Genomic DNA, 22,985 nt, shown 5'->3' on the forward strand with positions numbered 1-22,985 from the left:
GCGGCCTCAGGCGGTGGCGGCCGCGTGGGCCGCCGGGTCTTGGTACTGGATGCGGTGCAGCTCGGCATAGACGCCGCCGAGGGCCACCAGTTCGTCGTTGGTGCCTTCCTCGACCACGACGCCGTCCTTCAGGACGATGATCTTGTCGGCGTTGCGCAGGGTGCTCAGGCGGTGGGCGATCATGATCACGGTGCGGCCCTGCATCAGCCGCTCCAGGCCCTCGATCACCAGCCGCTCGGATTCGGTGTCGAGCGCGGCCGTGGGCTCGTCGAGGATCATGATCGGGCTGTTGCGGATCACCGCCCGCGCGATGCCGATGCGCTGGCGCTGGCCGCCCGACAGCGTGTCGCCGCGTTCGCCCACCATCGAATCGTAGCCGTGGGGCATGCGGGCGATGAACTCGTCGGCGTTGGCCAGCCGGGCGGCGGCCACGACCTCGTCGCGGGTCGCGCCCGGCTTGCCGTAGGCGATGTTGTCGCCGATGGTGCCGCGAAACAGCACCGTCTCCTGCAGCACGAAGCCGATCTGGGCGCGCAAGGGCGCCAGCTTGCGGTGGCTGATGTCGACGCCGTCGATCAGCACCCGCCCCGAGGTCGGGTCGTAGAAGCGCGGCATCAGGCTCACGACCGTCGACTTGCCGCTGCCGGTCGGGCCCACGATGCCGACCACCTGGCCGGGCTGGATCGTGAAGCTGACATCGCGCAGCACCGGCGCCTCGCTGCCATAGCCGAAGGCCACGTGCTCGAAGCGGACCTCGCCCCGGGCGCGGCCGGGGTCGCTCGCGTCCGCGCGCTCGCGGATGATGTCGTCGGCGCCGAGGATCTTCTGGATCCGCTCCAGCGCGACCGTGGTCTGGGCAATGGTGCTGGCCATGCCGGCGAGGTCCTTCACCGGCTTGAAGAACTTGCTCAGGTAGGCCAGGTACACGGTCAGCGCGCCGGCGGTCATGGTGCCGGCGATGATCAGCGCCGTGCCCTTCCAGAGCACGATGCCGGTGCACAGGGCGACCACCACGGCGACCACCGGCGACAGCAGCGACTTGATGCGCCGGGCCTTCAGCGCGGCCTCGGTGCTGGCCTGGCTGGCCGCCGCCATGTGCGTCACCTCGAGGTCCTGGCGGCCGAAGGCCTTGATCGCGCGCACCGAGCCCAGGCCTTCCTGCACCACGGCGACGATCTCGCTCTGCTTGACGCGCACCTCGCGCGTCACTTCCTTCACGGCCTTCTTGAAGCGGAACACGAACAGCAGCAGGAAGGGCATCACCGCGATCGCGATCAGCGTGAAGTCCCAGTCGAGCCAGATCATCAGCCCCAGCATGAAGACGATGGTGACGATGTCCACCACGATCGACAGCGTCGACGACGAGGCGAAGCTCTGCACCGTCGCGACGTCGCTGGTGATGGTCGACATCAGGGTGCCGGTCTTGGCGGTGTCGTAGAAGGCCAGCGAGAGCCGGTGCAGGTGCTCGTAGATGCGCAGCCGCAGGTCGTTGGCGACCCACTGCCCGATGCTGGTGGTGTAGTAGTTGTCGATGTAGCTCGCGATGCCGCCGATGACCGCGATCGCCAGGGTCGCGAGGCCGGCGAACAGCGCCACCCCGAGCGTATGGCGGCCGATGCCCAGCTGGTGCGCCCATTCGAGCCAGCTCGGCAGATGGTGGGTGCCGAGCGCGTCGTCGAGCACCAGCTTGAGCGGCCAGGGCGCGGCCAGGCTCATGAGGATCTCGACCAGCATCGCCGCCAGCACGATCGCGAGCCAGCCGCGGTAGGGCTTGAGCAGGCCCCGCACCAGCCGGGTCGTGTCCTGGCCCTGCGCCAGGGCGGCGTGCCGGGCCACCCGGGTGGCGGAATGCTGTGGCGTCTCCGGGGCCGCCGGCAATTCTGCGGGTAGAGGTGTGGACATGCGAAGCCTGGAGGGAGTGGAGGGCGCCTGGGCGTGACGGATTGTGGGCTGAGGTCCGCAGCCGACGCAAGCACCGCCCCGGCCCCGCCGGCGGCCCGGGCACAATCCCCCGCCATGAGGCAATGGTTGCGTACGCAAGGGGGCTGGTGGCTCGCATGGCTGCTGGTCTCCGGCGCCGGCGCGGTCTGGCTCGCGCGCGGCGAGCTGCGGCAGTTGCGCGAGGACTTCGAGGTCAACGGACGCATCGCCCACCGGCTCATGAGCCAGCAGGTGGTGCAGTACGACGCCGTGCTGGCCACGCTGGCGCTGCTGGAGCCGGTGCCGGGCGCGGCCCGCTCCGAGCGCCGGCTGCCATCGGTCTACCCGTCGATCCTCGACGTCGAGCGGCGCGAGGCCGGCGCCGCGTGGCTCGACCCGTCGCTGGCGCCGGCCGAAGCCCGTTCGCGCCAGCTGCAGCGTCCCGAATTCGTCGCCGGCGACTTCGCGAGCGGCCGCTACCGGCTGGTGATCGGCGCCTTGCCGGTCAGCTATGCGCTGGCCATCGACCTGGCCACGGCCGTGCCCTGGCGCGACTGGCCGATGGACCCGAAGACCAGCCCGGTGCGGGTGACGCTCGAGCACGGGGGGCAGCGCTTCGTGGTGCAGCCGGGCGCCGCGGCCGCCGAGGGCGGCTGGCATTTCGACTTCCGCAAGGTGCTGGCCTCGGACAGCCAGGCCTTCGAGCTGGTTGCCGAACAGCGGGTGGCCTGGACCGGACTGCCCTGGGCCGCGATGGCCGCCTGGTCGCTGGCCGTGGCCGCCGCGCTGGGCGGCGCCTACGCGCTGCGGCGCCAGCGGATTGCGCGGCGCCGCGCCGAGGAACTGCTGCGGCTGGGCCAGGTCGCGCGGCTCAACGCGCTCGGCGAGCTGGCGGCCGGGATGGCCCATGAACTGAACCAGCCGCTGACCGCGGTGCTGGCCAACACCCAGGCCGCCCAGCGGCTGCTGGCCGAGGAGCCGCCCGAACTGGCGACCGCGCGCTCGGCGATGAAGCAGGCGGCCGAGCAGGCACGCCGGGCCGCCGACGTGGTGGGCCGGCTGCGGCGGGTGATCGAGCGGCCCGACCGGCAGGCCGAGCTGCAGCCCGTGGCGCTGCAGGAAGCGCTGCGCAGCGCACTCCACCTGCTGGCGCCCGAACTGGCCAGGCGCGCCGTGACGCCGTCCATCGACGACACGGCAGCGGCCCCGGTCTGGGTGCTGGCCGAGCCGGTGGCGCTCGAGCAGATCGTCCACAACCTGCTGATGAACGCGCTGCAGGCGCTCGACGAGGTGCCGTCCGGCGAGCGCCGCCTGCGCCTGTCCGTTGGCGTCGAGGCCGGCCGCGGCCTGCTCGCCGTGAGCGACAACGGCGCCGGGTTGTCGCCCGAAGCCATGCCGCGGGTCTTCGAGCCGTTCTTCAGCACCCGCGAGGGTGGGCTCGGGCTCGGCCTGAGCCTGTCCGAAACGCTGGCGAGCGGCATGGGCGGCGCGCTCGAAGCGGCCCATGCCGAGCCGCGCGGCGCCCGTTTCACGCTGCGGCTGCCGCTCGCCGGCGGCCGTGCCCAGGAGATGCATCGATGAGCGGACCGCTGTCCCCGCTGATCCACCTGATCGACGACGACCTCGCGGTGCGCGAGAGCCTGGCGCTGCTGATCGGCACGGTCGGCCTGCGCACCCAGACCTGGGGCGATCCGCAGGCCTTCCTCGACCAGTTCGACCGCGCGAGCATCGGCGCCATCGTGCTCGACGTCCGCATGCCCGGCATCGGCGGCCTCGCCTTGCTCGACACGCTGGTCGGGCAGGGCGTCGACCAGCCGGTGATCATGCTCACCGGCCATGGCACGGTGGAGATGTGCCGCCGCGCCTTCAAGGCCGGGGCGGCGGAATTCCTCGAGAAGCCGGTCGACGACGAGCAGCTTCTCGAGGCGCTCCAGCAGGCGGTGCGCCGCCACGTCGACTCGCGCGAGCGCACGCAGGCCGACCAGGCCGCCCGCGAGCGCTACCAGCAGCTGTCCGAGCGCGAGCGCGAGGTGCTGGGCTTCATCGTCGCGGGGCTCACCAACAAGGAGATCGCGCGCGCGCTGGCGCTCTCGCCGCGCACCGTGGAGACGCACCGGGCCAATCTCTTTGCCAAGCTCGAATGCGATTCGCTGGCGCAGCTGATCCGGCGTTATGCGGGGCTGGTCGAGGCGGCCGGTTGAGCGCTCGCGCGGCGCTCCGTATTTCTACGGAGCGGCGAGGGTAGCCGTACGAATGGGCGGCCGGGGCGGCAGTTCCCAAAATTGCGCCACCGCCGGCGATGTGCCGGCGTGTCTCGATCCCAACCTTCGGAGAACTCCATGAACCCGTCCCTTCGCCTCGGCAGCCTCGCCGTCCTGCTCGCCGCTTCCGTCCTGGGCGTCCAGGCCCAGACCGCGGCACCGGCCCCGGCGCCGAGCCCGGCCGTGCGCGCCGAGAAGAACATGTCGCTCGAACTGGCGAACGAGATCGCCGGTGCGGCGGTGGCCGCCTGCGCCGCCAACGGCTACGCGGTCGCCGCCACGGTGGTCGATCGCGCCGGCACCGTGCGTGCCGTCCAGCGCGCCAACAACGCCGGCTCGCACACGCTGGGCGCCAGCGAGCGCAAGGCCTGGACCTCGGCCTCGGCCAAGGCGCCGACCCTGGCGATGATGGAAAACGCGCAGAAGAACCCCGCCGCCGCCAACCTCGTCAACATCCCGGGCTTCCTGCTGCTCGGCGGCGGCGTGCCGGTCAAGGCGGGCAACGAGGTCATCGGCGCCGTCGGCGTTGGCGGCGCGCCGGGCGGCCAGCTCGACGAGCAATGCGCCAACGCGGCGCTCGACAAGGTCAAGGGCCAGCTGGGTTGATGCCGATGAAGGCCGTGGCCGTCGCTCTGGCGCTGTTGGCTGCCGGGCTGGCCGTTCCGGCGCCGGCCCAGGTGGCGCCGGCCGCCGCCGAGGCGCAGGCCTACCAGGGCCTGCACCGCGCCGCCTGGCGCGGCGACCTGCCGCAGCTGAAGGCGCTGATCGCCGGCGGCGCCGACCTGGAGGCGCGCGACGCCATGGGCCGCACGCCGCTGCACGTGGCCAGCTATGCGCGGCAGCGCGAGGCCATCGGCGTGCTGGCCAGGGCCGGCGCCAGGCTCGACGCCTTCGAGAACGACCGCTACGACGCCGTCACCATCGCCGCGGTCGCCGACGACGTGCCCACCCTGGCGCTGCTGCTGTCGCTCGGCGCCAACCCCGGCCAGACCACCAGCCGCTACGACGGCACGGCCTTGATCGCCGCGGCCCATCTCGGGCACGACGAGGTGGTGCGCCGGCTGATCGCCGCCGGCGCGCCCCTCGACCAGGTCAACAACCTGCACTGGACCGCGCTGATCGAGGCCATCGTGCTCGGCGACGGCGGGGCGCGCCACCAGCGCACGCTGGTCGCGCTGGTCGACGCCGGCGCCAACCTGCAGCTGGCCGATCGCCAGGGCCACACGCCGCTGCAGCTCGCGAGTGCACGGGGCTACGCCGCGATGGTCGAAAAGCTGCGGGCCGCAGGCGCCAGATAGGGGCGGCTCGGGGACAATCGAGCGGTCCTTTCGAGGGATCGCAGGAACCAGCCCCATGTACATGCCACCGCAGTTCAACGTCACCGACCGCGCCGTCGCCGCGCGGCTGATGCGCGACCATCCGTTCGCCACCCTGATCTCGAACGACGACCAGGGCCTGCCCTACGTCACGCACCTGCCGCTGGTGCTCGAGGAACGGGGCGCGGACGACTTCGTGCTCTGGGGCCACTGCGCCAAGCCCAATGCGCAATGGCGCTACCTGAAGGCGCGGCCGCGGGCGCTGGTGAGCTTTCTCGGCCCGCATGCCTACCTCTCGCCGTCGGTCTATCCCGACCTGGCGCGGGTGCCGACCTGGAACTACCTGGCCGTGAACTGCACGGTCGAAGCGCGCCTGGTCGAGGACCCCGACGAGAAGGATGCGCTGCTCAAGCGCCTGATCGGCCAGCACGAGCCCGCCTACGCGCAGCAATGGCGCGACCTCGGGCAGGAGTTCCAGCACAAGATGCTCAACGGCATCGTCGGCTTCGAGCTGAAGGTGACGGCGCTGCAGTGCAAGGTCAAGCTGAACCAGCATCGCAAGGAAGCGCATGCCGCGACCTTCGATGTCTACCGCCAGGGCAGCCCCGACGAGCGCGCGTTGGCGGAGTGGATGCAGCGTCTCGGCATCACCGGGGAGGCCTGACATGCGCATGATCGGTCTGGTCGGTTTGCTGGTCGCACTGGTTGTCGTCGGGCTGCTGGCCAGGAAGCAATTGGGCGGGGTCGCCGCGCCGGTGCTCCCGACCGGCAGCACGGCGACGGGGGATGCGCGGGCGCAGAGCCGGCAGATCCAGCAGCAGTTCAAGCAGTCGCTCGACGCCGCGGTGCAGGCCCGGCCGGTCCCGGATGACAACTGACGCCGACTGGATGGCGCTGGCGCTGGCCGAAGCGCGCCAGGCCGCGCAGGCCGGCGAAGTGCCGATCGGTGCCGTGCTGGTCAAGGACGGCCGGGTCGTCGCCCGCGGACGCAATGCGCCGATCGCGCGGCACGACCCGAGCGCGCATGCCGAGATCAACGCGCTGCGCGCCGGCGGGGCCGCGCTCGGCAACTACCGGCTCGACGGCTGCGAGCTGTTCGTGACGCTGGAGCCCTGCGCGATGTGCGCCGGCGCCATGCTGCATGCGCGGCTGGCCCGGGTCGTGTTCGGCGCCGCCGACCCCAAGACCGGTGCCGCCGGCTCGGTGATCGACCTGTTTCGCGAGGCCCGGCTCAACCACCGCACGGCGGTGCAGGGCGGGCTGCTCGCCGACGAAGCGCAGGCGCTTTTGCAGGACTTCTTCCAGGCCCGCCGCAGCGCCGCCCGCGAAGCGGCCGAGCCCTTGCGCGACGACGCCTTGCGCACCGCCGACTCGCGCTTCGCCGGGTTGGCCGACCTCGGCCCCGCGCCGCTGCAGGTGAGCGAGCTGCCAAGCCAGGGCGGCTGGCGGATGCGCTACCTCGACCACGGCCCGCCGGACGCGCCCTGCACCTGCCTCTGCCTGCACGGGCCGGGCGAGTGGCGCTACTTTTTCCGCCACCTCGCCGGCGCCCCGGGACTGCGGCTGCTGGCGCCCGACCTGATCGGCTTCGGGCAGAGCGACAAACCCAAGCGCGAAGCGGTGCACCAGCTCGAATGGCACTGGCGCCTGCTGGCCGAATGGCTGGCGTGGCTCGAGCGCACGCAGCAGCTCGCCCCCGGCCCCCTGGCGCTGCTGCACAGCCCCGGCGCCGCCGCCTGGGCCGCGTCGCTGGCCGGGACCCTGCCGGCCCGCTTCGCGACCGTGATGGCCGTGCCCGACGATGCCGCCGCAGTGCCGGAGGCCTGGCGTGCACCGTTCCCCGACCGCGGCTACGAGGCCGCGCTGCGGGCCCTGGGCCCGATCCCGAAGCGCGCCTCCGGCCCGACGCCGGCGCAGGCGGCGGCCCTGGCCCGGCGGGTGCGCGAGGCAATGGGATACTTCGGCCCGTGAAAAAACACATCTACATCTATTCGCCCTCCAGCGCCGTGCGCGACAAGGCCGCGTTCAAGCGCGGCGTCAAGCGGCTCCAGGCCCTGGGCCACGAGGTCGAACTCGACGAGGCCGCTCTGGCCTCCCACCAGCGCTTCGCGGGCGACGACGCCACGCGGCTGGCGGCGATCGCGCGCGCGGCGGCCAGTGGCGCCGACGTGGCGCTGATATCGCGCGGCGGCTACGGCCTCACGCGCATCCTCGACCAGATTCCCTACAAGGCCGTGGCCAAGGCGATCGATCGCGGCACCGAATTCGTCGGGCTCAGCGACTTCACCGCCTTCCAGAGCGCGCTGCTGGCCAAGACCGGCGCCGTCACCTGGGCCGGCCCCGCGGTCGGCGAGGACTTCGGCGCCGAAGCCGGTGCTGACGACATCATGGAGGCCTGCTTCGACGACCTGCTGGGCGGCCAGGGCGAGGGCTCCGGATGGCGCATGCCGGCACGCGACAGCGCCGACCTGCCGGCGTTCCGGTCCATCCACGACGCGGTGCTCTGGGGCGGCAACCTGTGCGTGCTGGCCAGCCTGCTCGGCACGCCCTGGTTTCCCGCCATCGACAAGGGCGTGCTGTTCCTGGAGGACGTCAACGAGCACCCCTACCGGGTCGAGCGCATGCTCGACCAGCTGCGTCACGCCGGGGTGCTGGGGCGCCAGAAGGCGATCGTGTTCGGGCAGTTCACGGGCATCCGCAAGGTTCCGCACGATCGGGGCTTCGGCATGCAGGCGGTCGTCGCCCGCCTGCGCGGCCTGGTCAAGCCGCCGGTGTTGACCGGGCTGCCGTTCGGCCACGTGCCGACCAAGGTGCTGCTGCCCGTGGGTGCGAAGGTGGAAGTGGCCGCCGACGGCCGGGACGTGTTCATGGTCTGGGGCCACCGGCACCACCACCATCACTGAGAGCCGGGCGGGCTCGCTGGCGCGGGCCGCTCGACGCAGGGTCAGCCGTGGACCCTGTGGTGGGTGCGGGGCTCCATGCTGCCGGGAAGTCCACCCTTGAACAGGCGGTTGATCTGGCGCATCTGGCGCCGGGCGGCGACTTCGCCGTCGACCGCGCTGAGGGCGGTCAGCACGTCCTGGCGCAGGTACCACAGCGCTTCGAGGTCGCCGGCGAAACGCACGCGCTGCGCCACGCGCTGCATCGTGTGGCCGCCGTGGACCTGGAGCAGTGACAGCATCGCCGTGCGGATCTGCCCCATCTGACGATCCGCGGAACGGCGCAAGCCGAAACCGGGGAAGCTCAGAAAGCGAAGGAGACTGCTGGGTGACACCATGGACGGAAGGCGTATTGCCAAAACCTGGACAGGTGCTACGTTAAGGCTGGCCTCGGAGCGGCACAAGCATCGACACGACATTTCATGTTCAAAAACAACATACTTCACGAAACTGCTCATGAAGCGCTTGAACAACTAATGCCTTAGTTCTACTTTTGTAGCTAAAACCAAACTTACACCGTGTGACGAAATGAAAAAGCAACAGCTTGGCTCTCCGGCGGCCCGATTTGAGGCTCCGAGACCGTGTTTCGGCGCCGCTTTGCCATAATCGAACAGCGAGAGCTACCAAAAACTGCACAACATGGGCGCCAATTCCACTGTCGTATTTGCCGATCTGACGGGAAGTACCAGAGTCTTCGAGGCTATGGGGAATGCGCGCGCCACCGAAACCGTGACGCGCCTGACGCAGTGGATCGGCGGCGTCTGCGAAGCGCATGGGGGCCGTGTCGTCAAATCGTTGGGCGATGGCGTCTTTGCGATATTCGCCGAAGGCGTCAGCGCCACCCGTGCCGTGCTCGAGATGCAGCGCAACCACCAGAAGCGCCTGCAAACCTGGCCCGCGCCGCTGCGCATGGAACTGCAGATCGGCGTCGCCAGCGGCGAGGTGGTGGAGGTCGATGGCGACTGCTACGGCGATGCGGTCAACCTAGCGTCGCGCCTGAGCGACCTGGCCGGGCCGGGGCAGATCTGGGCGACCGAATCGGTGATCGAGCAGCTGCACGGTGGCGAAGTCCGCCACCGCAGCCTGGGGCCGATCAACATTCGCGGCAAGAACGAGATGCCGGTGGTGCACCGGGTCGACTGGCAGGACGAGGTGTCGGAGTTCCTGACGATGCCCGCCTCGCTGGTGCACCAGCCGCGCGGCCCGGATTCGTCCTTCGGACAGATCGAGCTGGCCTGGCTCGACGTTCGCTCGATGTTCCGTGCTGCCGAACTTCCGATCCACCTGGGCCGGGTTGACGAAGCGCAGTTCGTGGTCAACGACCCGCGGGTGTCGCGCCTGCATGCGCGTATCGAGGCCCGCCAGGGCAGCTGCGTGCTGGTCGACGTCAGCACCTACGGCACCTGGGTGCGCTTCCATGGCACCGCCGGCGCCAGCGGCGAGATCGCGCTGCGGCGCGACGAGTGCGTGCTGCACGGCAGCGGCGAGATCGGCCTGGGCGCGCCGCTCAGCGATTTCAGCGCGCCCACCATCTCGTTCAACACCACCGGCGGCAACGTGCTGCTGGCGCGCCGCGACCTGCGCTAGTCGATCGGCCGCAGCACGCGGCCATCGCCGATGAAAGACTCGCCCACCAGCATCCTGAAGCTGGCTTCGGCCTGAAACTTGGGCAGCGCCAGCTGCGGCGCAAGAAACTCCACTTCGAGCGCCTGCGGGCTGCCACGCCGGAACGAGCGGTCCGGCAGGACCCACCAGCGGGCCGAAAACGCCTCGTTCCCGACCACCAGCGCACAGCGATGCTCGCCCGCAGGCACCGGGACGTCTTCCGCCGGCAGCTTCGGCGGCCGCAGCGTGAGTTCGACCAGCAACTGGGGCGCGAAGGCGGGCCGCTCGTCGAAGGGGGAGGGCACGACCGCGGCCGGGCGCCTCAGCCGCGCGATCAGCCACGAGATCACGTTGCCGATGATCGGCACCCACAGGAGCATCAGCAGGGTGCCGACGTCCCGCGCCGTGGAGCCGGGCGCGGCGAAATGCCGCAGCGCCGCACCACCGACGGCGACGCACAGCAGGATGATCACGATGAGCTTGCGCCGGGACTGGATGGTCGTCATGACGCCGAGCTTAACCATCCGGCGCGGGCACCGACCGGGGTCGGGCCGCGGGGTCTGACCCCTCAGCTGATCAGCTGGTTCTTGAGCGCGTAGTAGGTGAGGTCGCTGTTGGAGGCCAGGTTCATCTTCTCCATCAGGCGGCTGCGGTAGGTGCTCACGGTCTTGACCGACAGCGACAGGTGCTCGGCGATGCTGCCCGCGGTCTCGCCGGTGGCCAGCTTCAGGAAGACCTGGAACTCGCGCTCGGAAAGCTGTTCGTGCGGGGCGGTGTCGGTGTTGCGGTCGAGCTGGCGGGCCAGCAGTTCGGCCACGCCCGGCGTGATGTAGCGGCGACCGAGCGAAATCGTGCGGATCGCCTCGACGATTTCCTTCGGGTCGCATTCCTTGTTGAGGTAGCCGCTCGCGCCCTGTCGGATCAGGCTCATCGCGTAGTGCTCCTCCGGATAGCCGCTCAGGATCAGGATGCCGGTGTCGGGCGCCTTCGCCCGGACCATGGCGATGGCGTCGATGCCGCTCTGGCCCGGCATGGAGAGATCCATCACCAGGACGTCGATCTCGTGGTTGCGCACGAGGTCGATGGCTTCGCGCCCGCTGGCAGCTTCCCCGACCACGCGCAGGTCGACGTGCTGCGAAAAGAAGTCGCGCAGGCCCGAACGCACGATGGCATGGTCGTCCACGATTCCGATCTTGATCATTTTTTGCTCCTCGAATGATGGTGTCGGGGGAGCATGCGGGCCGATGCGGCCGGCGCGCGTCTGCCGACAGCCCGAGTCGGCGTAGGAAAGACGCGAATGCAAGTCGGGCAATCGGATGACACGCGGCGCGGGCAGGGCCGCGGCGCAACTCCCGGGACTCAGCGCAGCAGCCTGAACGCAGCCACCGCGGCCGCCACGCCACCGAGCACCAGCAGGCCCTTGGCCCTGGAGAAGCGGGACGCCCGCCCGGCGCGATAACCTTCGAGCCGCGCAGGGAGGGTGCGAAGGTCGTCGATCGGCCCTTGCGGGCCGAGGCGCTCTTCGGCGTCGATCGCTTGCAGGATCGCGGCCAGCACGGCGGGGCTCTTGTCGTCGTGCTCGTAGGCGGTCGGGGGTTCGCCGCGCGCCCGCTGCACGTGGGCCAGGAACAGCTTGCCCTTGGCGGTCGGGCCGATGTCTTCGCCACTCATCACGAGCAGTCCGTGCTCGAGCAGGGCGTCGAGGCCGCGCCGCACGCCGGGCCGCTCGTTGACGGGCACGCTGGCCTGCAGCCCGGTGCGCGAGGTCTTGCCACTGCCGGACGAGGCCGCCCGCTGGCGAACCAGCATCATCAGCACGCCGGCGACGGTTTCGTGGTCTGAAAGCGCTTGTCCCATGGCGAGCAAATTATTCCCGCGAACGCGCCCGAGCGCGAGAGGAAGAATTCCTCATGTGCCGGCGATTTGTCGTCGGCGCAACTGCGCCTGCACGGGCCGCGTTCGAAATGCCTTCGCCCGGCCCGCGATTGCGGCAAAAACGCACGCACCCCGGGGTGATCCCGAGTTGCGATGTCGTTGACAAACAGGGAGCCTCCAAGACTCCGAAACTCAGGATTCCGGGATGACCTCCGAGGCGTCGCTCCACGCAAGCCCGGCATTCGCGCGCGCGCAGGTCTCCACCCGCGCCCGACCCGGCCGCGACCCGGTCCCCGGCGACATCGAGGACGATGCGCCCGGCCTGCGCGCCCGCTGGATCCAGGGCCAGCTGACGCGCAGCTTCATGCGCCAGTCGCGCGAACGCCAGCCGCTGGGCCTGCTGCTGATGCTGACCATGGCCGCGCTGTGCTGGGGCAGCGGCAGCCATCTCGCCGTGTCGGCGTGGCTGGCGGTCGGCTTGCTGATCGCGGCGATGCGCCGGCGCGTGGTGGCCCTGCATGCCCGCGACCACCAGGGCGACGGCGCCGACTCGCTCCACCTCTTCCTCGCCCGGGCGGCGCCGGTCTTCATCCTCGAGGCCCCATTCTGGGGCGTCTCGGTGCTGCTGTTCTTTGCCCGCATTCCGGAGGCGAACCAGCTCGGTTGCTGGCTGGTCCTGACGCTGGTGGTGTACGGGCCGATCACCCGCCTGGCGCTGGTGCCCTTCCTGCTCTACTGGTCGATGAACGGATTCTTCGTCGTGATGCTGGCCTGCGTGCTGTACGGCGTGTTCCTCGGGCCGATGCAGGGTTCGCTCAACTACTGGTTCGTGGGGCTGACCTTGTTGCACTGGGCCGTGATCCTCGGCCTCGGCAGGGCGATCCACGCCAACCAGGAAGAACACTTCGGACTCCAGTACGACCTGGCGCTGAGGGAGCGCCAGGCCACCGAGGCGGTCAGCACCAAGAACCGTTTTCTCGCCGCCGCGACCCACGACCTGCGCCAGCCCGTCTCGGCCCTGGCGCTCTATGCCGACTTCCTCAAGGAGAACCCCGAGACGCATGCCGAACTCGCGCCCAAGATTGCCAAGGCCACGGCGGCGGTCAGCCACCTGTTCGATTCGCTGTTCGACCTGTCGGTGCTCGACAGCGGCAAGGTCCAGCTGTCGGTCGAGCCGGTGCAGATCGCCGACGTGGTGCGTGACCTGCAGCTGCAGTACGAGCCGCTGGCGGAGGCGAAGAACATCCGGCTGCGCGTGCGCACCGGGCAGGCGACGATCCAGTCGGACCCGGTGCGCCTGCGGCGGATGGTCGGCAACGTGCTGTCGAACGCGATCAAGTACAGCTCGCCGGGCAAGAAGATCCTGCTGGCCGCGCGGCTGCAGCAGGGCGATGTCGTGGTCGAGGTCTTCGACCAGGGCATCGGCATCCCGGCCGACCAGATCGAGAAGGTGTTCGAGGAGTTCTACCGCGTCAACGATGCGGCCACGCCGGCGGCCGACGGCGTCGGGCTCGGCCTGTCGCTGGTCGCGCGGCTGGCGAAGGCGCTCAAGTCCGAGGTCCGGCTCGACTCGGTGGCAGGGCGCGGAACGCGCTGCTCGATGCGCCTGGGCAACCTGCCTGGCGGCGACCCGGCGAATGGGCCGGGTGGGTGACGACCTACGCCGCCTGGACGACGGTGCCGACATGCTGTGGCCGTGCGGGAACCTATCACTGGATGCATGTGCGACGCCGATCGCATTGCATTTCTAGAAAAGGACTTCCCATGCAGAGCACGAATTTCACTGACTACAAGAGTCCCGAGCAAATCGCCGAAGCGACGCGCCAGGCCGTGCGCGACACCGCCGATGGCGCCGACGCCTACACCGCGGGCGTCGCCCATGCGGCCGGGCCCTCGAAGCAGGGGCGGGCCGGCCAGTTGCTCGACGAGCTCCGGTCGCGCGGCCGGCAATGGCGCGAGCAGGGCGGCCACTACGTCTCCGATCGGCCGGTCCGCTCGATGGTGATGGCGGCGGCGGGCGGCGCCGCGGTGACCACGTTGATGCTCGCAGCGCTGCGCGGCAGTCGCCGCTGAGAACGCCAGCGCACGCGGCTCAGGGGTTGGCCGCCGCCTGCACCGACAGCGCCACGGCCACCACGTGGTCGACCGTGAAGCCGAACTCCCGCTGCAGCGCCGCCAGCGGTGCCGAGGCCCCGAAGGTCTGCATGCCCACCACTTGGCCGATCGCGCCGACGTAGCGCTCCCAGCCGAAGGCCGAGGCCTGCTCGACCGCGACCCGCGCGCTCACGCCCGGCGGCAACACGCTGGCCCGGTAGGCGGGCGTCTGCTGCTCGAACAGCTCCCACGAGGGCATCGACACCAGTCGCGCGCGCACCCCCCGGGCCTCCAGCGCCTCGTGCGCCTGGAGAGCCAGCGCGAGCTCGCTGCCGCTGGCGATCAGGATCAGTTGGGGGTCGCCTTCGCCCGCGGCTTCGGCCAGCACATAGGCGCCCCTGGCGACGCCCGCGGCGGGCGCAAGCCGGCTGCGGTCGAGGGTCGGCAGGGCTTGGCGCGACAGCACCATCGCGGTCGGACGGTGCGGCGATCGCAGGGCCACCCGGTAGGCCTCCACCACTTCGTTGGCGTCGCCCGGGCGCAGCACCGTGAGGCCGGGCATCGCCCGCAGCGAGGCCAGCTGCTCGATCGGCTGGTGGGTCGGGCCGTCCTCGCCATCGCCCATCGCATCGTGGGTGAAGACGAACAGCGATGGCAGTTCCATCAGCGCGGCCAGCCGGATCGCCGGCCGCGCGTAGTCGCTGAAGATGAAGAAGGTGGCGCCGAAGGGCCGCAGCTTGGACAGCGCCATGCCGTTGACGGCCGCCGCCATCGCATGCTCGCGGATACCGAAGTGCAGGTTCTTGCCGCTCGGGCTGCCGGGCTGGAAATCGCCCGCACCCGGGTATTTGAGCGTGGTCTTGTTCGACGAACCGAGATCGGCCGAGCCCCCGATGAACCAGGGCACGCTCTGCGCCAGCAGGTTGAGCACCTGGCCCGAGGCGTCGCGCCCGGCCAGGCCCTTCGGGTCGGCCGCAAAGACCGGCAACTGGCTGTCCCAGCCGTCCGGCAATTCTCGGCGCTGCATCTGGTCGATCTCGAGCGCCAGGGCCGGCGAGCGGGCGCGCAAGGCCGCGGCGGCCTCGTTCCAGGCCGCATGCGCTGCGGCGCCGCGGGCGCCGATGCCGGCATCGAAATGCGCGCGCACGCCCTCCGGCACCAGGAATTTCGCGTCCTCCGGCCAACCGTAGGCGCGCTTGACCAGCCGGACCTCGTCGTCGCCGAGCGGCTCGCCGTGCGCGGCCGCCGTGTCCTGGCGGTGCGGAGAGCCCCAGCCGATGTGGCTGTCGAGGATGATCAGCGTGGGCTGGCCCTGGGTGCGCCTGAAGGTGGCCAGCGCCGCTTCGATCAGGCCGAGGTCGTTGGCATCGCCGACCCGCAGCACGTTCCAGCCGTAGGCGGCGAAGCGCATCCCCACGTCCTCGGTGAAGGTGATCTCGGTGCGGCCTTCGATCGTGATGTGGTTGTTGTCGTAGATCCAGCACAGCCGGTCGAGCCCCAGATGGCCGGCCAGCGACGCGGCCTCGGAGCCGACGCCTTCCATCAGGCAGCCGTCGCCGCAGACCGCATAGACGTCGTAGTCGAACAGGGCAGGGCCGCCCGGGTCGTAGCGGTTGGCCAGCCAGCGCTGCGCCATCGCCATGCCGACGCTGGTCGCGATCCCCTGGCCGAGCGGGCCGGTGGTGGTCTCCACGCCCGACACCCAGTGGTACTCGGGGTGGCCCGGCGCCTTGCTGCCGAACTGGCGGAAGCGCCGGATGTCGTCCAGCGTCACCGCGGGCGCACCGAGCAGTTCGTACTCGGCGTTGACGGCCACTGTGCCGCTGAGGTGCAGCGCCGACCACAGCAGCATCGAGGCATGGCCGTTGGACAGCACGAAGCGGTCGCGGCCGGGCCAGATCGGGTCCTTCGGGTCGAAGCGCATGACCCGGTTCCACAGGGTGTAGACCAGCGGCGCCAGCGCCATCGGCGTGCCCGGGTGGCCGGAGTTGGCGGCCTGGACGGCATCGATCGACAGCGTGCGGATGGTGTTGATGCACAGGGTGTCGAGCTCGGCATCGGTCATCGGGGCGGCTCCGTGGGGTGTGCCTTGCGAGGGCGTGGACGAGCGAGAAGCAAGGCATTGGAAGAGGGGAGTCATCATGCACCGAACCAACTCGGCCTGCTGCCGCGGGCGCCAGGCGACCCATAATCGGCCGATCCAAGGCCTTCACTCATTTTCGGGATTCACGCGAATGTCCACTGTCATCCCTGCCACCCTGATTCCCGGCGACGGCATCGGCCCCGAGATCGTGGATGCCACGCTCGCGGTCCTCGACGCCCTCGGCGCGCCCTTCGAATGGGATCGCCAGCTCGGCGGACTGGCCGGCGTGCAAGCCGCCGGCGATCCCTTGCCCGAAGCCACGCTGGCCAGCATCCGCCGAACCCGCCTGGCGCTCAAGGGGCCGCTGGAGACGCCGTCCGGCGGCGGCTACCGATCCTCGAACGTGCGCTTGCGAGAAGAGTTCGGGCTCTACGCCAACCTGCGGCCGGCGCGCACCCTGGTGCCCGGCGGCCGCTTCGACGACATCGATCTCGTGGTGGTGCGCGAGAACCTCGAGGGCCTCTACATCGGGCACGAGCACTACGTGCCGATCGACGGCGACCCGCACGCGGTCGCGATGGCCACCGGCATCAACACCCGCCAGGGCAGCCGGCGGCTGCTCGAGTTCGCTTTCGAGACCGCGGTCGCGACCGGCCGCAAGAAGGTCTCGATCGTGCACAAGGCCAACATCATGAAGGCCCTGACCGGCATCTTCCTGGAGACCGGGCTCGAACTCTACGAACGCAAGTACAAGGGCAAGTTCGAGCTCGACACGGTCATCATCGACGCCTGTGCCATGAAGCTGGTGCTGAACCCGTGGCAGTTCGACATGCTGGTCACGACCAACCTGTTCGGCGACATCCTGTCGGACCTGGTGGCCGGGCTGGTCGGCGGCCTGGGGATGGCGCCGGGCGCCAACATCGGTGCCGACGCGGCCATCTTCGAGGCCGTCCACGGATCGGCGCCCGACATCGCGGGCAAGGGCATCGCCAACCCGACCGCGCTGATGCTCGCTGCAGCATTGATGCTCGACCACTGCAAGCGGCCGGACCTGTCGGCGCGCTTGCGGCGCGCGATCGACGAGACGCTGAACATCGACAAGGTGCGCACCGGCGACCTGGGCGGCAGCGCCGGGACCGCGGCGTACGCGAAGGCGCTGGTGAGCCGGCTTTCGGGCGGGTGAGCGCAAGGGGTTCGGCGCCCCTTGGTGCGGTTCAACTATTTAACATAATCAACATTGTGTTATTTTCCGATGGTTCGAGCCGGCACGGCCTCGCGGCCGTCATCACCACTTGCCGTCCGCAGGTTGCTTCGGCTTGGCGGCCGCGCCGAGCAACTGGATCGCATCCGGCCGCTTGCCCCGTTCGGCGAAGTCGGCCGCGGTCATGCCTTGCTCGTTCTTCATCGCGACGTCGGCGCCTTCGTCGAGCAGCAACCGCACCGCGGCCGCCGAGCCGTACATCGCGGCCATCATCAGCGGGGTCGTGCCGTTCGGCGACTGGGCGTTGATGAAGGCATCCTTGTCGAGCAGCTGCTTCATGATCGCGACCTGGCCGCTGGTCGCCGCGTAGTGCAGCGGCGTCCAGCCCGGCTTGTTGATGTCGGCATCGCGCGCGATGAGCTTGGTCACCAGGTCCTGCTGGCCCTTGATGGCAGCCAGCATCAGCGGACTCTCGTCCTTCGCGTTGCGGGCCTCGACATTGGTCTTCGGAAAGTCGATCAGCACCTCGATCACCTTCGGCGAGGGCTCGCGCATCGCGATCAGCAAGGCGGTCTGGCCCTTGTCGTCGCGCGTGTTGGGATCGAAGCCCCTGGCCAGCAGGCTCTTCATGCCGCTGGCGTTGTCGGCGCGCGCGGCCCGGAAGAAATCATCGTAGTCGCTGGCGTTTGCGGCAAAAGAAGCAGCAATAACAACAAGATAAATGAATTTTTTAAAGTGATTTGTCATGTCTTCGCCCCGCTGAACAGGGCTTCGAAATTGTCGCTGGTGGCCTTCGCGATCGCCTCGACCGGCAATTGGCGCAGCTGGGCGATCTGCTGCGCGACGAAGGGCACGTACGACGGGTTGTTGGTCTTGCCGCGGTACGGCACCGGCGCCAGGTAGGGGCTGTCGGTCTCGATCAGCATCCGGTCGAGCGGCACGAAGGCCGCCACGTCGCGCAGGTCCTGCGCCTTCTTGAAGGTCAGGATGCCCGAGAACGAAATGTAGAAGCCGAGGTCGAGTGCCGCGCGCGCCACCTCGGCGGTCTCGGTGAAGCAATGGAAGACGCCGCCGGCGGCCTGGCCGCTGCCGGTCTCGCCCTCCTCCTTCAAGATGGCCAGCGTGTCGGCCGATGCTTCTCGGGTATGGATGACCAGCGGCTTGCGGGTCTGCCGGGCGGCCCGGATATGGACCCGGAAGCGGTCGCGCTGCCATTCCATGTCGGCGATGCTGCGGCCGCCCTTGCGCTCTTCCATCTGGTAGTAGTCGAGCCCGGTCTCGCCGATGGCGATCACCTTGGGCAGTGCGGCGCGCTGCACCAGCCCCTCGACCGTGGGTTCGAGGATGTCTTCGTTGTCGGGGTGGACGCCGACGCTGGCCCAGAAGTTGTCATGCCGCTCGGCCAGCGCCTGGACTTCGGGGAATTCCTCCAGCGTGGTGCAGATGCACAGCGCCCGGTCGACCTGGGCGGCCGCCATCGCGGCGCGGATCTGCGGCATCTGGTCCGCGAATTCGGGAAAGGTCAGGTGGCAGTGGGAGTCGGTGAACATCGCGGCAAACGTCGTCGGAACGGCGCGGCCGCCGCGGCAAGCGGCGGCGCGCCCTGGGGAGCGGAACTCAGATGGTTTGAGTCGGGCGGTCGGAGGCCAGGGTGGCGCCCAGTGCCTCTTCGATGCGCGCCTTGAGCTGGCGCGACTTGTCGTCGGAAGGAAAACGGATGCCGACCCCGGGCGCCCGGTTGCCCGCGGCGCGGGCCGGCGTGATCCAGGCGACCTTGCCGGCGACCGGATAGCGCTGGGGGTCGTCGGGCAGCGTCAGCAGCACGTAGACGTCGTCGCCCAGCCGGTACTCGCGCGCGGTCGGGATGAAGATCCCGCCTTCGGCGAACAGCGGGATGTACGCCGCGTAGAGCGCGCCTTTTTCCTTGATCGCCAACTGGATGACGCTGGGCCGGACGGGCGCGGAGGGGGTGGGGGCGGCAGGTGTGTTCATGGGCGGCGGCGTGCCGAGTTTAGGGTGGTTCGCGCCTCGCTCACAAGGGCTTCGAGCATCAGGCCCGCATTGAACGGGTGTTCTGCGGTTTTTGCCGCACTGGCGAGCGACCGTGACCAGCGCGCCAGGGCGGCCCGCGGCGGCGCCGGCGGCAGGTCGGCGGGCTCGAAAAAGCGCGGCAGCGCGCCGCAATCGACCGCCATCAGGTCGTGGCAGAGCTTCTGCAGCGCTCCGATGGCCTGGGCCGGCGCATGGTCGGACAGCGCGCCGACCTCGCCGCGCGACATGGCCTTGGGCAGCAGCGACCAGGCCTTGGGCGATTGGCCCTGGCTGGCCAGGCGCAAGGCGTCGCTGGGCCGGCCGCCGGCCGCGCGCAGCAGGCCGGGCGCGTCGGCCGCGGGCACGCCCTGCCCCGCCAGCCAGTCCTGCGCCTGGCCGCTGTCGGGCCAGGGCAGCGTGAAGCCCAGGCAACGGCTGCGGATGGTGGGCAGCAACTGCCAGGCGGCTTCGCTGGCCAGCACGAAGCGGACCTCACCTACCGGCTCCTCCAGCGTCTTCAGCAAGGCGTTGGCCGTGATGTTGTTCATGCGCTCGGCCGGATAGACCAGCACCGCCTTGCCGCGGCCGCGGGCGCTGGTGCGCTGGGCGAAGCCGATGGCGTCGCGCATCGCCTCGACCCGGATCTCGCGGCTGGGCTTGCGCTTCTTGTCGTCGATGTCGGCCTGCGACTTCTCGTCCAGCGGCCAGCCCAGGGCCTGCATCGCGACCTCGGGCATCAGCACGCAGAGGTCGGCGTGGGTGCGCACCTGGATCGCGTGGCAGCTCGGGCAATGGCCGCAGGCGCCATGCGCCTTGGCCTCCTCGGGCTGCTCGCAGAGCCAGGCCGCTGCCAGCGCCAGGCCGAGCTCGTACTGGCCCAGGCCCGACGGGCCCTGCAGCAGCCAGGCATGGCCGCGCTGGCGCAGCAGCTCGGCCAGCGGCTGGCGCAGCCAGGGCGGCAGAGAATCGGCCGTCATGCCCGTGCTCCCGAACCGGCCACCAGCCCGCGCTCGGCCAGCACCGCCTCGACCTGCAGCCAGACCTGCTCGCGCGAGCGGCTGGCGTCGATGCGGGCGAAGCGCGGCGCCGCCGCGGCGCGCGCGGCATAGCCGGCCGCCACCCGGCGGAAGAACGCCACCGGCTGCGATTCGAACTTGTCGGGCAGCCGGGCGCCGGCCAGGCGCTCGGCCGCGGTCTCGGGCGGCAGGTCGAACCACAAGGTGATGTCGGGCTGCAGCAAGGCCTGCGGCGCCGCCTGCACCCAGGCTTCGAGCGTCGACAGCACGGCCGGATCGAAACCGCGGCCCGCGCCCTGGTAGGCGAAGGTGGCGTCGGTGAAGCGGTCGCACAGCACCACGTCGCCGCGCGCCAGCGCCGGATCGATCACCCGCACCACGTGGTCCCGGCGGGCCGCGAAGACCAGCAGCGACTCGGTCAGCGGGTCCATCGGCTGTTCGAGGATCATCGTGCGCAGGCTCTCGGCCAGCGGCGTGCCGCCGGGCTCGCGGGTGCGCGTGACCGCGCGGCCCCGGGCCTTGAACAGCGCCTCGAGCGCGTCGATATGGCTCGATTTGCCGGCACCGTCGATGCCCTCGAGGGTCAGGAAAAGCCCCTTCATTGCCCGCTCCGCTGGTTGGGGTCGGTGTTGCCGCCGCCGCGCTGGTAGCGGTTCACGGCCCGGTTGTGGTCGTCCAGCGAACTGCTGAACTGGCTCGTGCCGTCGCCTCGGGACACGAAATAGAGCGACTTGCTCTGCGCCGGCTGCACCGCCGCCAGCAAGGCCGCCTTGCCGGGCATCGCGATCGGCGTGGGCGGCAGGCCGTTGCGGGTGTAGGTGTTCCAGGGCGTGTCGGCCTGGAGGTCGCGCTTGCGCAGGTTGCCGTCGAAGCGCGTGCCGAGTCCGTAGATCACGGTCGGATCGGTCTGCAGCGGCATGCCCAGGCGCAGGCGGTTGGTGAAGACGGCGGCGATCTCGGCCCGGTCCTGGGCCTTGCCTGTCTCCTTTTCGACAATGCTGGCCAGGATCAGCGCCTCATCGGGCGTCTTCAGCGGCAGGTCGGAGGCCCGGGCGGCCCAGGCGGCCTCCAGCTTCTTGTCCATGGCGCGCATCGCGCGCTGCAGCAAGGCGACGTCGGTCGAGCCCTTGGAGTAGGTGTAGGTGTCGGGAAAGAAGCGCCCTTCGGGATGCACGCCCGGCCGGCCGACCCGTGCCATGACCTCCTCGTCGCTGAGCCCGACGGTTTCGGGCTTGAGCTGCTCGGCCTTGGCCAGCGCCGCACGGACCTGGCGGAAGTTCCAGCCTTCGACCAGCGCCAGGCTGCGCGTGGCTTCCTCGCCGCGCACCAGGATGTTGAGCAGCAGGCGCGGCGTCACGCCGCGGTCGAGCTCGTAGCTGCCGGCGCGCATCTGGCGGTCCTGGCCGGAAAAGCGAAACCACAGGTAGAGCAGTTGCGGCGGGACGTCGACGCCGGCATCGGCCACCGCCTGCGCGATGCCGCGCGGCGTGGTCCCGGGCTCGACCGACAGGTCGACGTTGGCCGCGGGCAGCTTGAGGGGCTGGTTGACCCACCAGAGCCCGGCGGCCCCGGTGCCGAGCACGATCAGGGCAGCCAGCAGGAAAAGGGTGAGGAAAAAGCGGCGCACGGGTTCCGGGAAGGGAGGCGAACGGATGACGGTAGCAAGAACGGCTAAGCCCTGTGGGCCGAACGGAAGGCAGCCGCCCATGATAATTCAGCGATGACCTCTGTCGTTCCGAATGGCGTCACCGCCCTCTCCCACCTCGGCGTGATCCGTGCCGAGGGTCCCGATGCCGCCAGCTTCCTGCATGGCCAGCTGACCCAGGATTTCGTGTTGCTCGATGCCTCCGAGGCGCGCCTGGCGGCGCTCTGCACGGCCAAGGGCCGCGCGATCGCGAGCTTCGTCGGCATCCGGCCCGAACCCGAACGCATCCTGCTGGTCTGCAGCCGCGACATCCTGGCCGCGACCCTCAAGCGCCTGTCGATGTACGTGCTGCGGGCCAAGGCCAAGCTCAGCGATGCCAGCGCCGATTTCGCGCTTTATGGGTTGACCGGCACCGCGCTGGCCGCCAATGGCGTCGACGCCGGGGCGCTTCCGGGGCGCGCCAGCGCCGTCGGCGAGGCGCAGGTGGTGTCGCTCTATCCGTCCGACGGCGTGCCGCGCGCCCTGTGGATCGCACCTGCCGGCGGTCCCGCCCCCCAGGGGGCCGAACTCGATCCGGCGATCTGGCCATGGAGCGAGGTGCGCAGCGGTATCGTGACCCTGACCAGCCCGGTGGTCGAGGCCTTCGTGCCGCAGATGATCAACTACGAGTCGGTCGGCGGCGTGAACTTCAAGAAGGGCTGCTACCCGGGCCAGGAGATCGTGGCCCGCAGCCAGTTCCGCGGCACCCTGAAGCGCCGGACCTACCTGGTCCAGGCCGACGACGCGCTCGCGGCCGGCGAGGAAGTCTTTGCCGCCAACGACCCGGCGCAGCCGGTCGGCACCGTGGCGCAGGCCGCGCGAGCTCCCGAGGGCGGCTGGGCGGCCTTGATCTCGATCCAGATCGCGGCGATCGATGCTGGCGGGCTGCACGCGCGGGCGGTCGACGGGCCGGCGCTGACGGTGGAGCCACTGCCCTACCCGCTGCTCGAAGACATCTGA

General features: G+C 70.3%; 25 protein-coding genes. 13 read left to right on the top strand and 12 right to left on the bottom strand.

The features are described from left to right. Positions 1-6: 6 nt before the first annotated feature. Complete coding sequence (locus QTI33_RS04045; protein WP_286504467.1) at positions 7-1,902, bottom strand: ABC transporter ATP-binding protein; 1,896 nt, start codon at positions 1,900-1,902, stop codon at positions 7-9. A 114-nt stretch (positions 1,903-2,016) separates the two neighbouring features. Here QTI33_RS04045 and QTI33_RS04050 point away from each other — a divergent pair, with 114 nt between their 5' ends. The 8 genes from QTI33_RS04050 (at position 2,017) to QTI33_RS04085 (ending at position 8,400) form a co-directional block, all read left to right on the top strand. Further along, positions 2,017-3,501 carry a sensor histidine kinase gene (locus QTI33_RS04050; protein WP_286504468.1) on the top strand — a complete coding sequence of 495 codons (1,485 nt, stop codon included), beginning with the start codon at positions 2,017-2,019 and terminating at the stop codon, positions 3,499-3,501. Further along, on the top strand, positions 3,498-4,121 hold the full coding sequence (locus QTI33_RS04055; protein ID WP_286504469.1) for a response regulator transcription factor: 624 nt from the start codon (positions 3,498-3,500) through the stop codon (positions 4,119-4,121). Before QTI33_RS04050 ends, QTI33_RS04055 begins: the two co-directional genes overlap by 4 nt. 138 nt (positions 4,122-4,259) lie before the next feature. After that, entirely contained in the window at positions 4,260-4,787 is a 528-nt protein-coding gene (locus QTI33_RS04060) for a GlcG/HbpS family heme-binding protein (RefSeq protein ID WP_286504470.1), read from the top strand. A gap of 5 nt (positions 4,788-4,792) precedes the next feature. Beyond that, positions 4,793-5,479 carry an ankyrin repeat domain-containing protein gene (locus tag QTI33_RS04065; RefSeq protein ID WP_286504471.1) on the top strand — a complete coding sequence of 229 codons (687 nt, stop codon included), beginning with the start codon at positions 4,793-4,795 and terminating at the stop codon, positions 5,477-5,479. 55 nt (positions 5,480-5,534) lie between these two features. Continuing rightward, positions 5,535-6,161 carry an FMN-binding negative transcriptional regulator gene (locus QTI33_RS04070; RefSeq protein ID WP_286504472.1) on the top strand — a complete coding sequence of 209 codons (627 nt, stop codon included), beginning with the start codon at positions 5,535-5,537 and terminating at the stop codon, positions 6,159-6,161. A 1-nt stretch (position 6,162) separates the two neighbouring features. After that, a complete protein-coding gene (locus QTI33_RS04075; RefSeq protein ID WP_286504473.1) occupies positions 6,163-6,375 on the top strand; it encodes a hypothetical protein in 213 nt (70 codons plus the stop codon). Continuing rightward, positions 6,365-7,468, top strand: a complete 1,104-nt coding sequence (gene tadA / locus QTI33_RS04080; protein ID WP_286504474.1) for a tRNA adenosine(34) deaminase TadA — start codon at positions 6,365-6,367, stop codon at positions 7,466-7,468. The genes QTI33_RS04075 and tadA overlap by 11 nt, the downstream gene beginning before the upstream one ends. Then, positions 7,465-8,400, top strand: a complete 936-nt coding sequence (locus tag QTI33_RS04085; RefSeq protein ID WP_286504475.1) for an LD-carboxypeptidase — start codon at positions 7,465-7,467, stop codon at positions 8,398-8,400. Before tadA ends, QTI33_RS04085 begins: the two co-directional genes overlap by 4 nt. A 41-nt stretch (positions 8,401-8,441) precedes the next feature. Here the strand turns inward: QTI33_RS04085 and QTI33_RS04090 are convergent, their stop codons facing one another. Next, positions 8,442-8,699 carry a hypothetical protein gene (locus QTI33_RS04090; RefSeq protein WP_286504476.1) on the bottom strand — a complete coding sequence of 86 codons (258 nt, stop codon included), beginning with the start codon at positions 8,697-8,699 and terminating at the stop codon, positions 8,442-8,444. A gap of 376 nt (positions 8,700-9,075) precedes the next feature. Here QTI33_RS04090 and QTI33_RS04095 point away from each other — a divergent pair, with 376 nt between their 5' ends. Further along, positions 9,076-10,023 carry an adenylate/guanylate cyclase domain-containing protein gene (locus QTI33_RS04095; protein ID WP_286504477.1) on the top strand — a complete coding sequence of 316 codons (948 nt, stop codon included), beginning with the start codon at positions 9,076-9,078 and terminating at the stop codon, positions 10,021-10,023. Here the strand turns inward: QTI33_RS04095 and QTI33_RS04100 are convergent. The 3 genes from QTI33_RS04100 to QTI33_RS04110 all read right to left on the bottom strand — a co-directional run bounded on the left by QTI33_RS04100 (position 10,020) and on the right by QTI33_RS04110 (position 11,898). Then, entirely contained in the window at positions 10,020-10,547 is a 528-nt protein-coding gene (locus QTI33_RS04100; protein ID WP_286504478.1) for a hypothetical protein, read from the bottom strand. The genes QTI33_RS04095 and QTI33_RS04100 overlap by 4 nt on opposite strands. A 62-nt stretch (positions 10,548-10,609) precedes the next feature. After that, a complete protein-coding gene (locus QTI33_RS04105) occupies positions 10,610-11,242 on the bottom strand; it encodes a response regulator (protein WP_286504479.1) in 633 nt (210 codons plus the stop codon). A gap of 158 nt (positions 11,243-11,400) precedes the next feature. Continuing rightward, positions 11,401-11,898: a hypothetical protein gene (locus QTI33_RS04110; protein WP_286504480.1), complete on the bottom strand. Its 498-nt coding sequence runs from the start codon at positions 11,896-11,898 to the stop codon at positions 11,401-11,403. A gap of 223 nt (positions 11,899-12,121) precedes the next feature. Between QTI33_RS04110 and QTI33_RS04115 the strand changes: the two genes are divergently transcribed. Continuing rightward, positions 12,122-13,570 carry a sensor histidine kinase gene (locus QTI33_RS04115; RefSeq protein WP_286504481.1) on the top strand — a complete coding sequence of 483 codons (1,449 nt, stop codon included), beginning with the start codon at positions 12,122-12,124 and terminating at the stop codon, positions 13,568-13,570. 110 nt (positions 13,571-13,680) lie between these two features. Further along, the gene (locus tag QTI33_RS04120; RefSeq protein WP_286504482.1) at positions 13,681-13,989 is read left to right on the top strand and encodes a hypothetical protein; all 309 of its coding nucleotides are present in this window, start codon (positions 13,681-13,683) and stop codon (positions 13,987-13,989) included. Between the two features lie 19 nt (positions 13,990-14,008). On the opposite strand, the gene tkt is transcribed toward QTI33_RS04120, so the two are convergent. Beyond that, entirely contained in the window at positions 14,009-16,075 is a 2,067-nt protein-coding gene (tkt, locus tag QTI33_RS04125; RefSeq protein WP_286504483.1) for a transketolase, read from the bottom strand. A 169-nt stretch (positions 16,076-16,244) separates the two neighbouring features. Between tkt and QTI33_RS04130 the strand changes: the two genes are divergently transcribed. Continuing rightward, positions 16,245-17,276: an isocitrate/isopropylmalate dehydrogenase family protein gene (locus tag QTI33_RS04130; RefSeq protein ID WP_286504484.1), complete on the top strand. Its 1,032-nt coding sequence runs from the start codon at positions 16,245-16,247 to the stop codon at positions 17,274-17,276. A 102-nt stretch (positions 17,277-17,378) separates the two neighbouring features. Here QTI33_RS04130 and QTI33_RS04135 read toward each other — a convergent pair whose 3' ends face one another. The 6 genes from QTI33_RS04135 to mltG all read right to left on the bottom strand — a co-directional run bounded on the left by QTI33_RS04135 (position 17,379) and on the right by mltG (position 21,968). Then, positions 17,379-18,041 carry an ankyrin repeat domain-containing protein gene (locus tag QTI33_RS04135; protein WP_286504485.1) on the bottom strand — a complete coding sequence of 221 codons (663 nt, stop codon included), beginning with the start codon at positions 18,039-18,041 and terminating at the stop codon, positions 17,379-17,381. Beyond that, the gene (locus QTI33_RS04140; protein WP_286504486.1) at positions 18,038-18,844 is read right to left on the bottom strand and encodes a TatD family hydrolase; all 807 of its coding nucleotides are present in this window, start codon (positions 18,842-18,844) and stop codon (positions 18,038-18,040) included. The genes QTI33_RS04135 and QTI33_RS04140 overlap by 4 nt, the downstream gene beginning before the upstream one ends. A gap of 67 nt (positions 18,845-18,911) precedes the next feature. Further along, positions 18,912-19,286: a PilZ domain-containing protein gene (locus QTI33_RS04145; protein WP_286504487.1), complete on the bottom strand. Its 375-nt coding sequence runs from the start codon at positions 19,284-19,286 to the stop codon at positions 18,912-18,914. Then, entirely contained in the window at positions 19,283-20,302 is a 1,020-nt protein-coding gene (locus QTI33_RS04150; RefSeq protein WP_286504488.1) for a DNA polymerase III delta subunit-related protein, read from the bottom strand. The genes QTI33_RS04145 and QTI33_RS04150 overlap by 4 nt, the downstream gene beginning before the upstream one ends. After that, positions 20,299-20,943, bottom strand: a complete 645-nt coding sequence (gene tmk, locus QTI33_RS04155) for a dTMP kinase (RefSeq protein ID WP_286504489.1) — start codon at positions 20,941-20,943, stop codon at positions 20,299-20,301. The genes QTI33_RS04150 and tmk overlap by 4 nt, the downstream gene beginning before the upstream one ends. Beyond that, entirely contained in the window at positions 20,940-21,968 is a 1,029-nt protein-coding gene (mltG, locus tag QTI33_RS04160; protein WP_286504490.1) for an endolytic transglycosylase MltG, read from the bottom strand. Before mltG ends, tmk begins: the two co-directional genes overlap by 4 nt. Positions 21,969-22,061: 93 nt before the next feature. Here mltG and ygfZ point away from each other — a divergent pair, with 93 nt between their 5' ends. After that, positions 22,062-22,985, top strand: coding sequence for a CAF17-like 4Fe-4S cluster assembly/insertion protein YgfZ (gene ygfZ, locus QTI33_RS04165; RefSeq protein ID WP_286504491.1), 924 nt, complete (start codon positions 22,062-22,064; stop codon positions 22,983-22,985).

The sequence above is a fragment of the Variovorax davisae genome, from assembly GCF_030316845.1.
Lineage (GTDB): Bacteria > Pseudomonadota > Gammaproteobacteria > Burkholderiales > Burkholderiaceae_C > Variovorax > Variovorax davisae.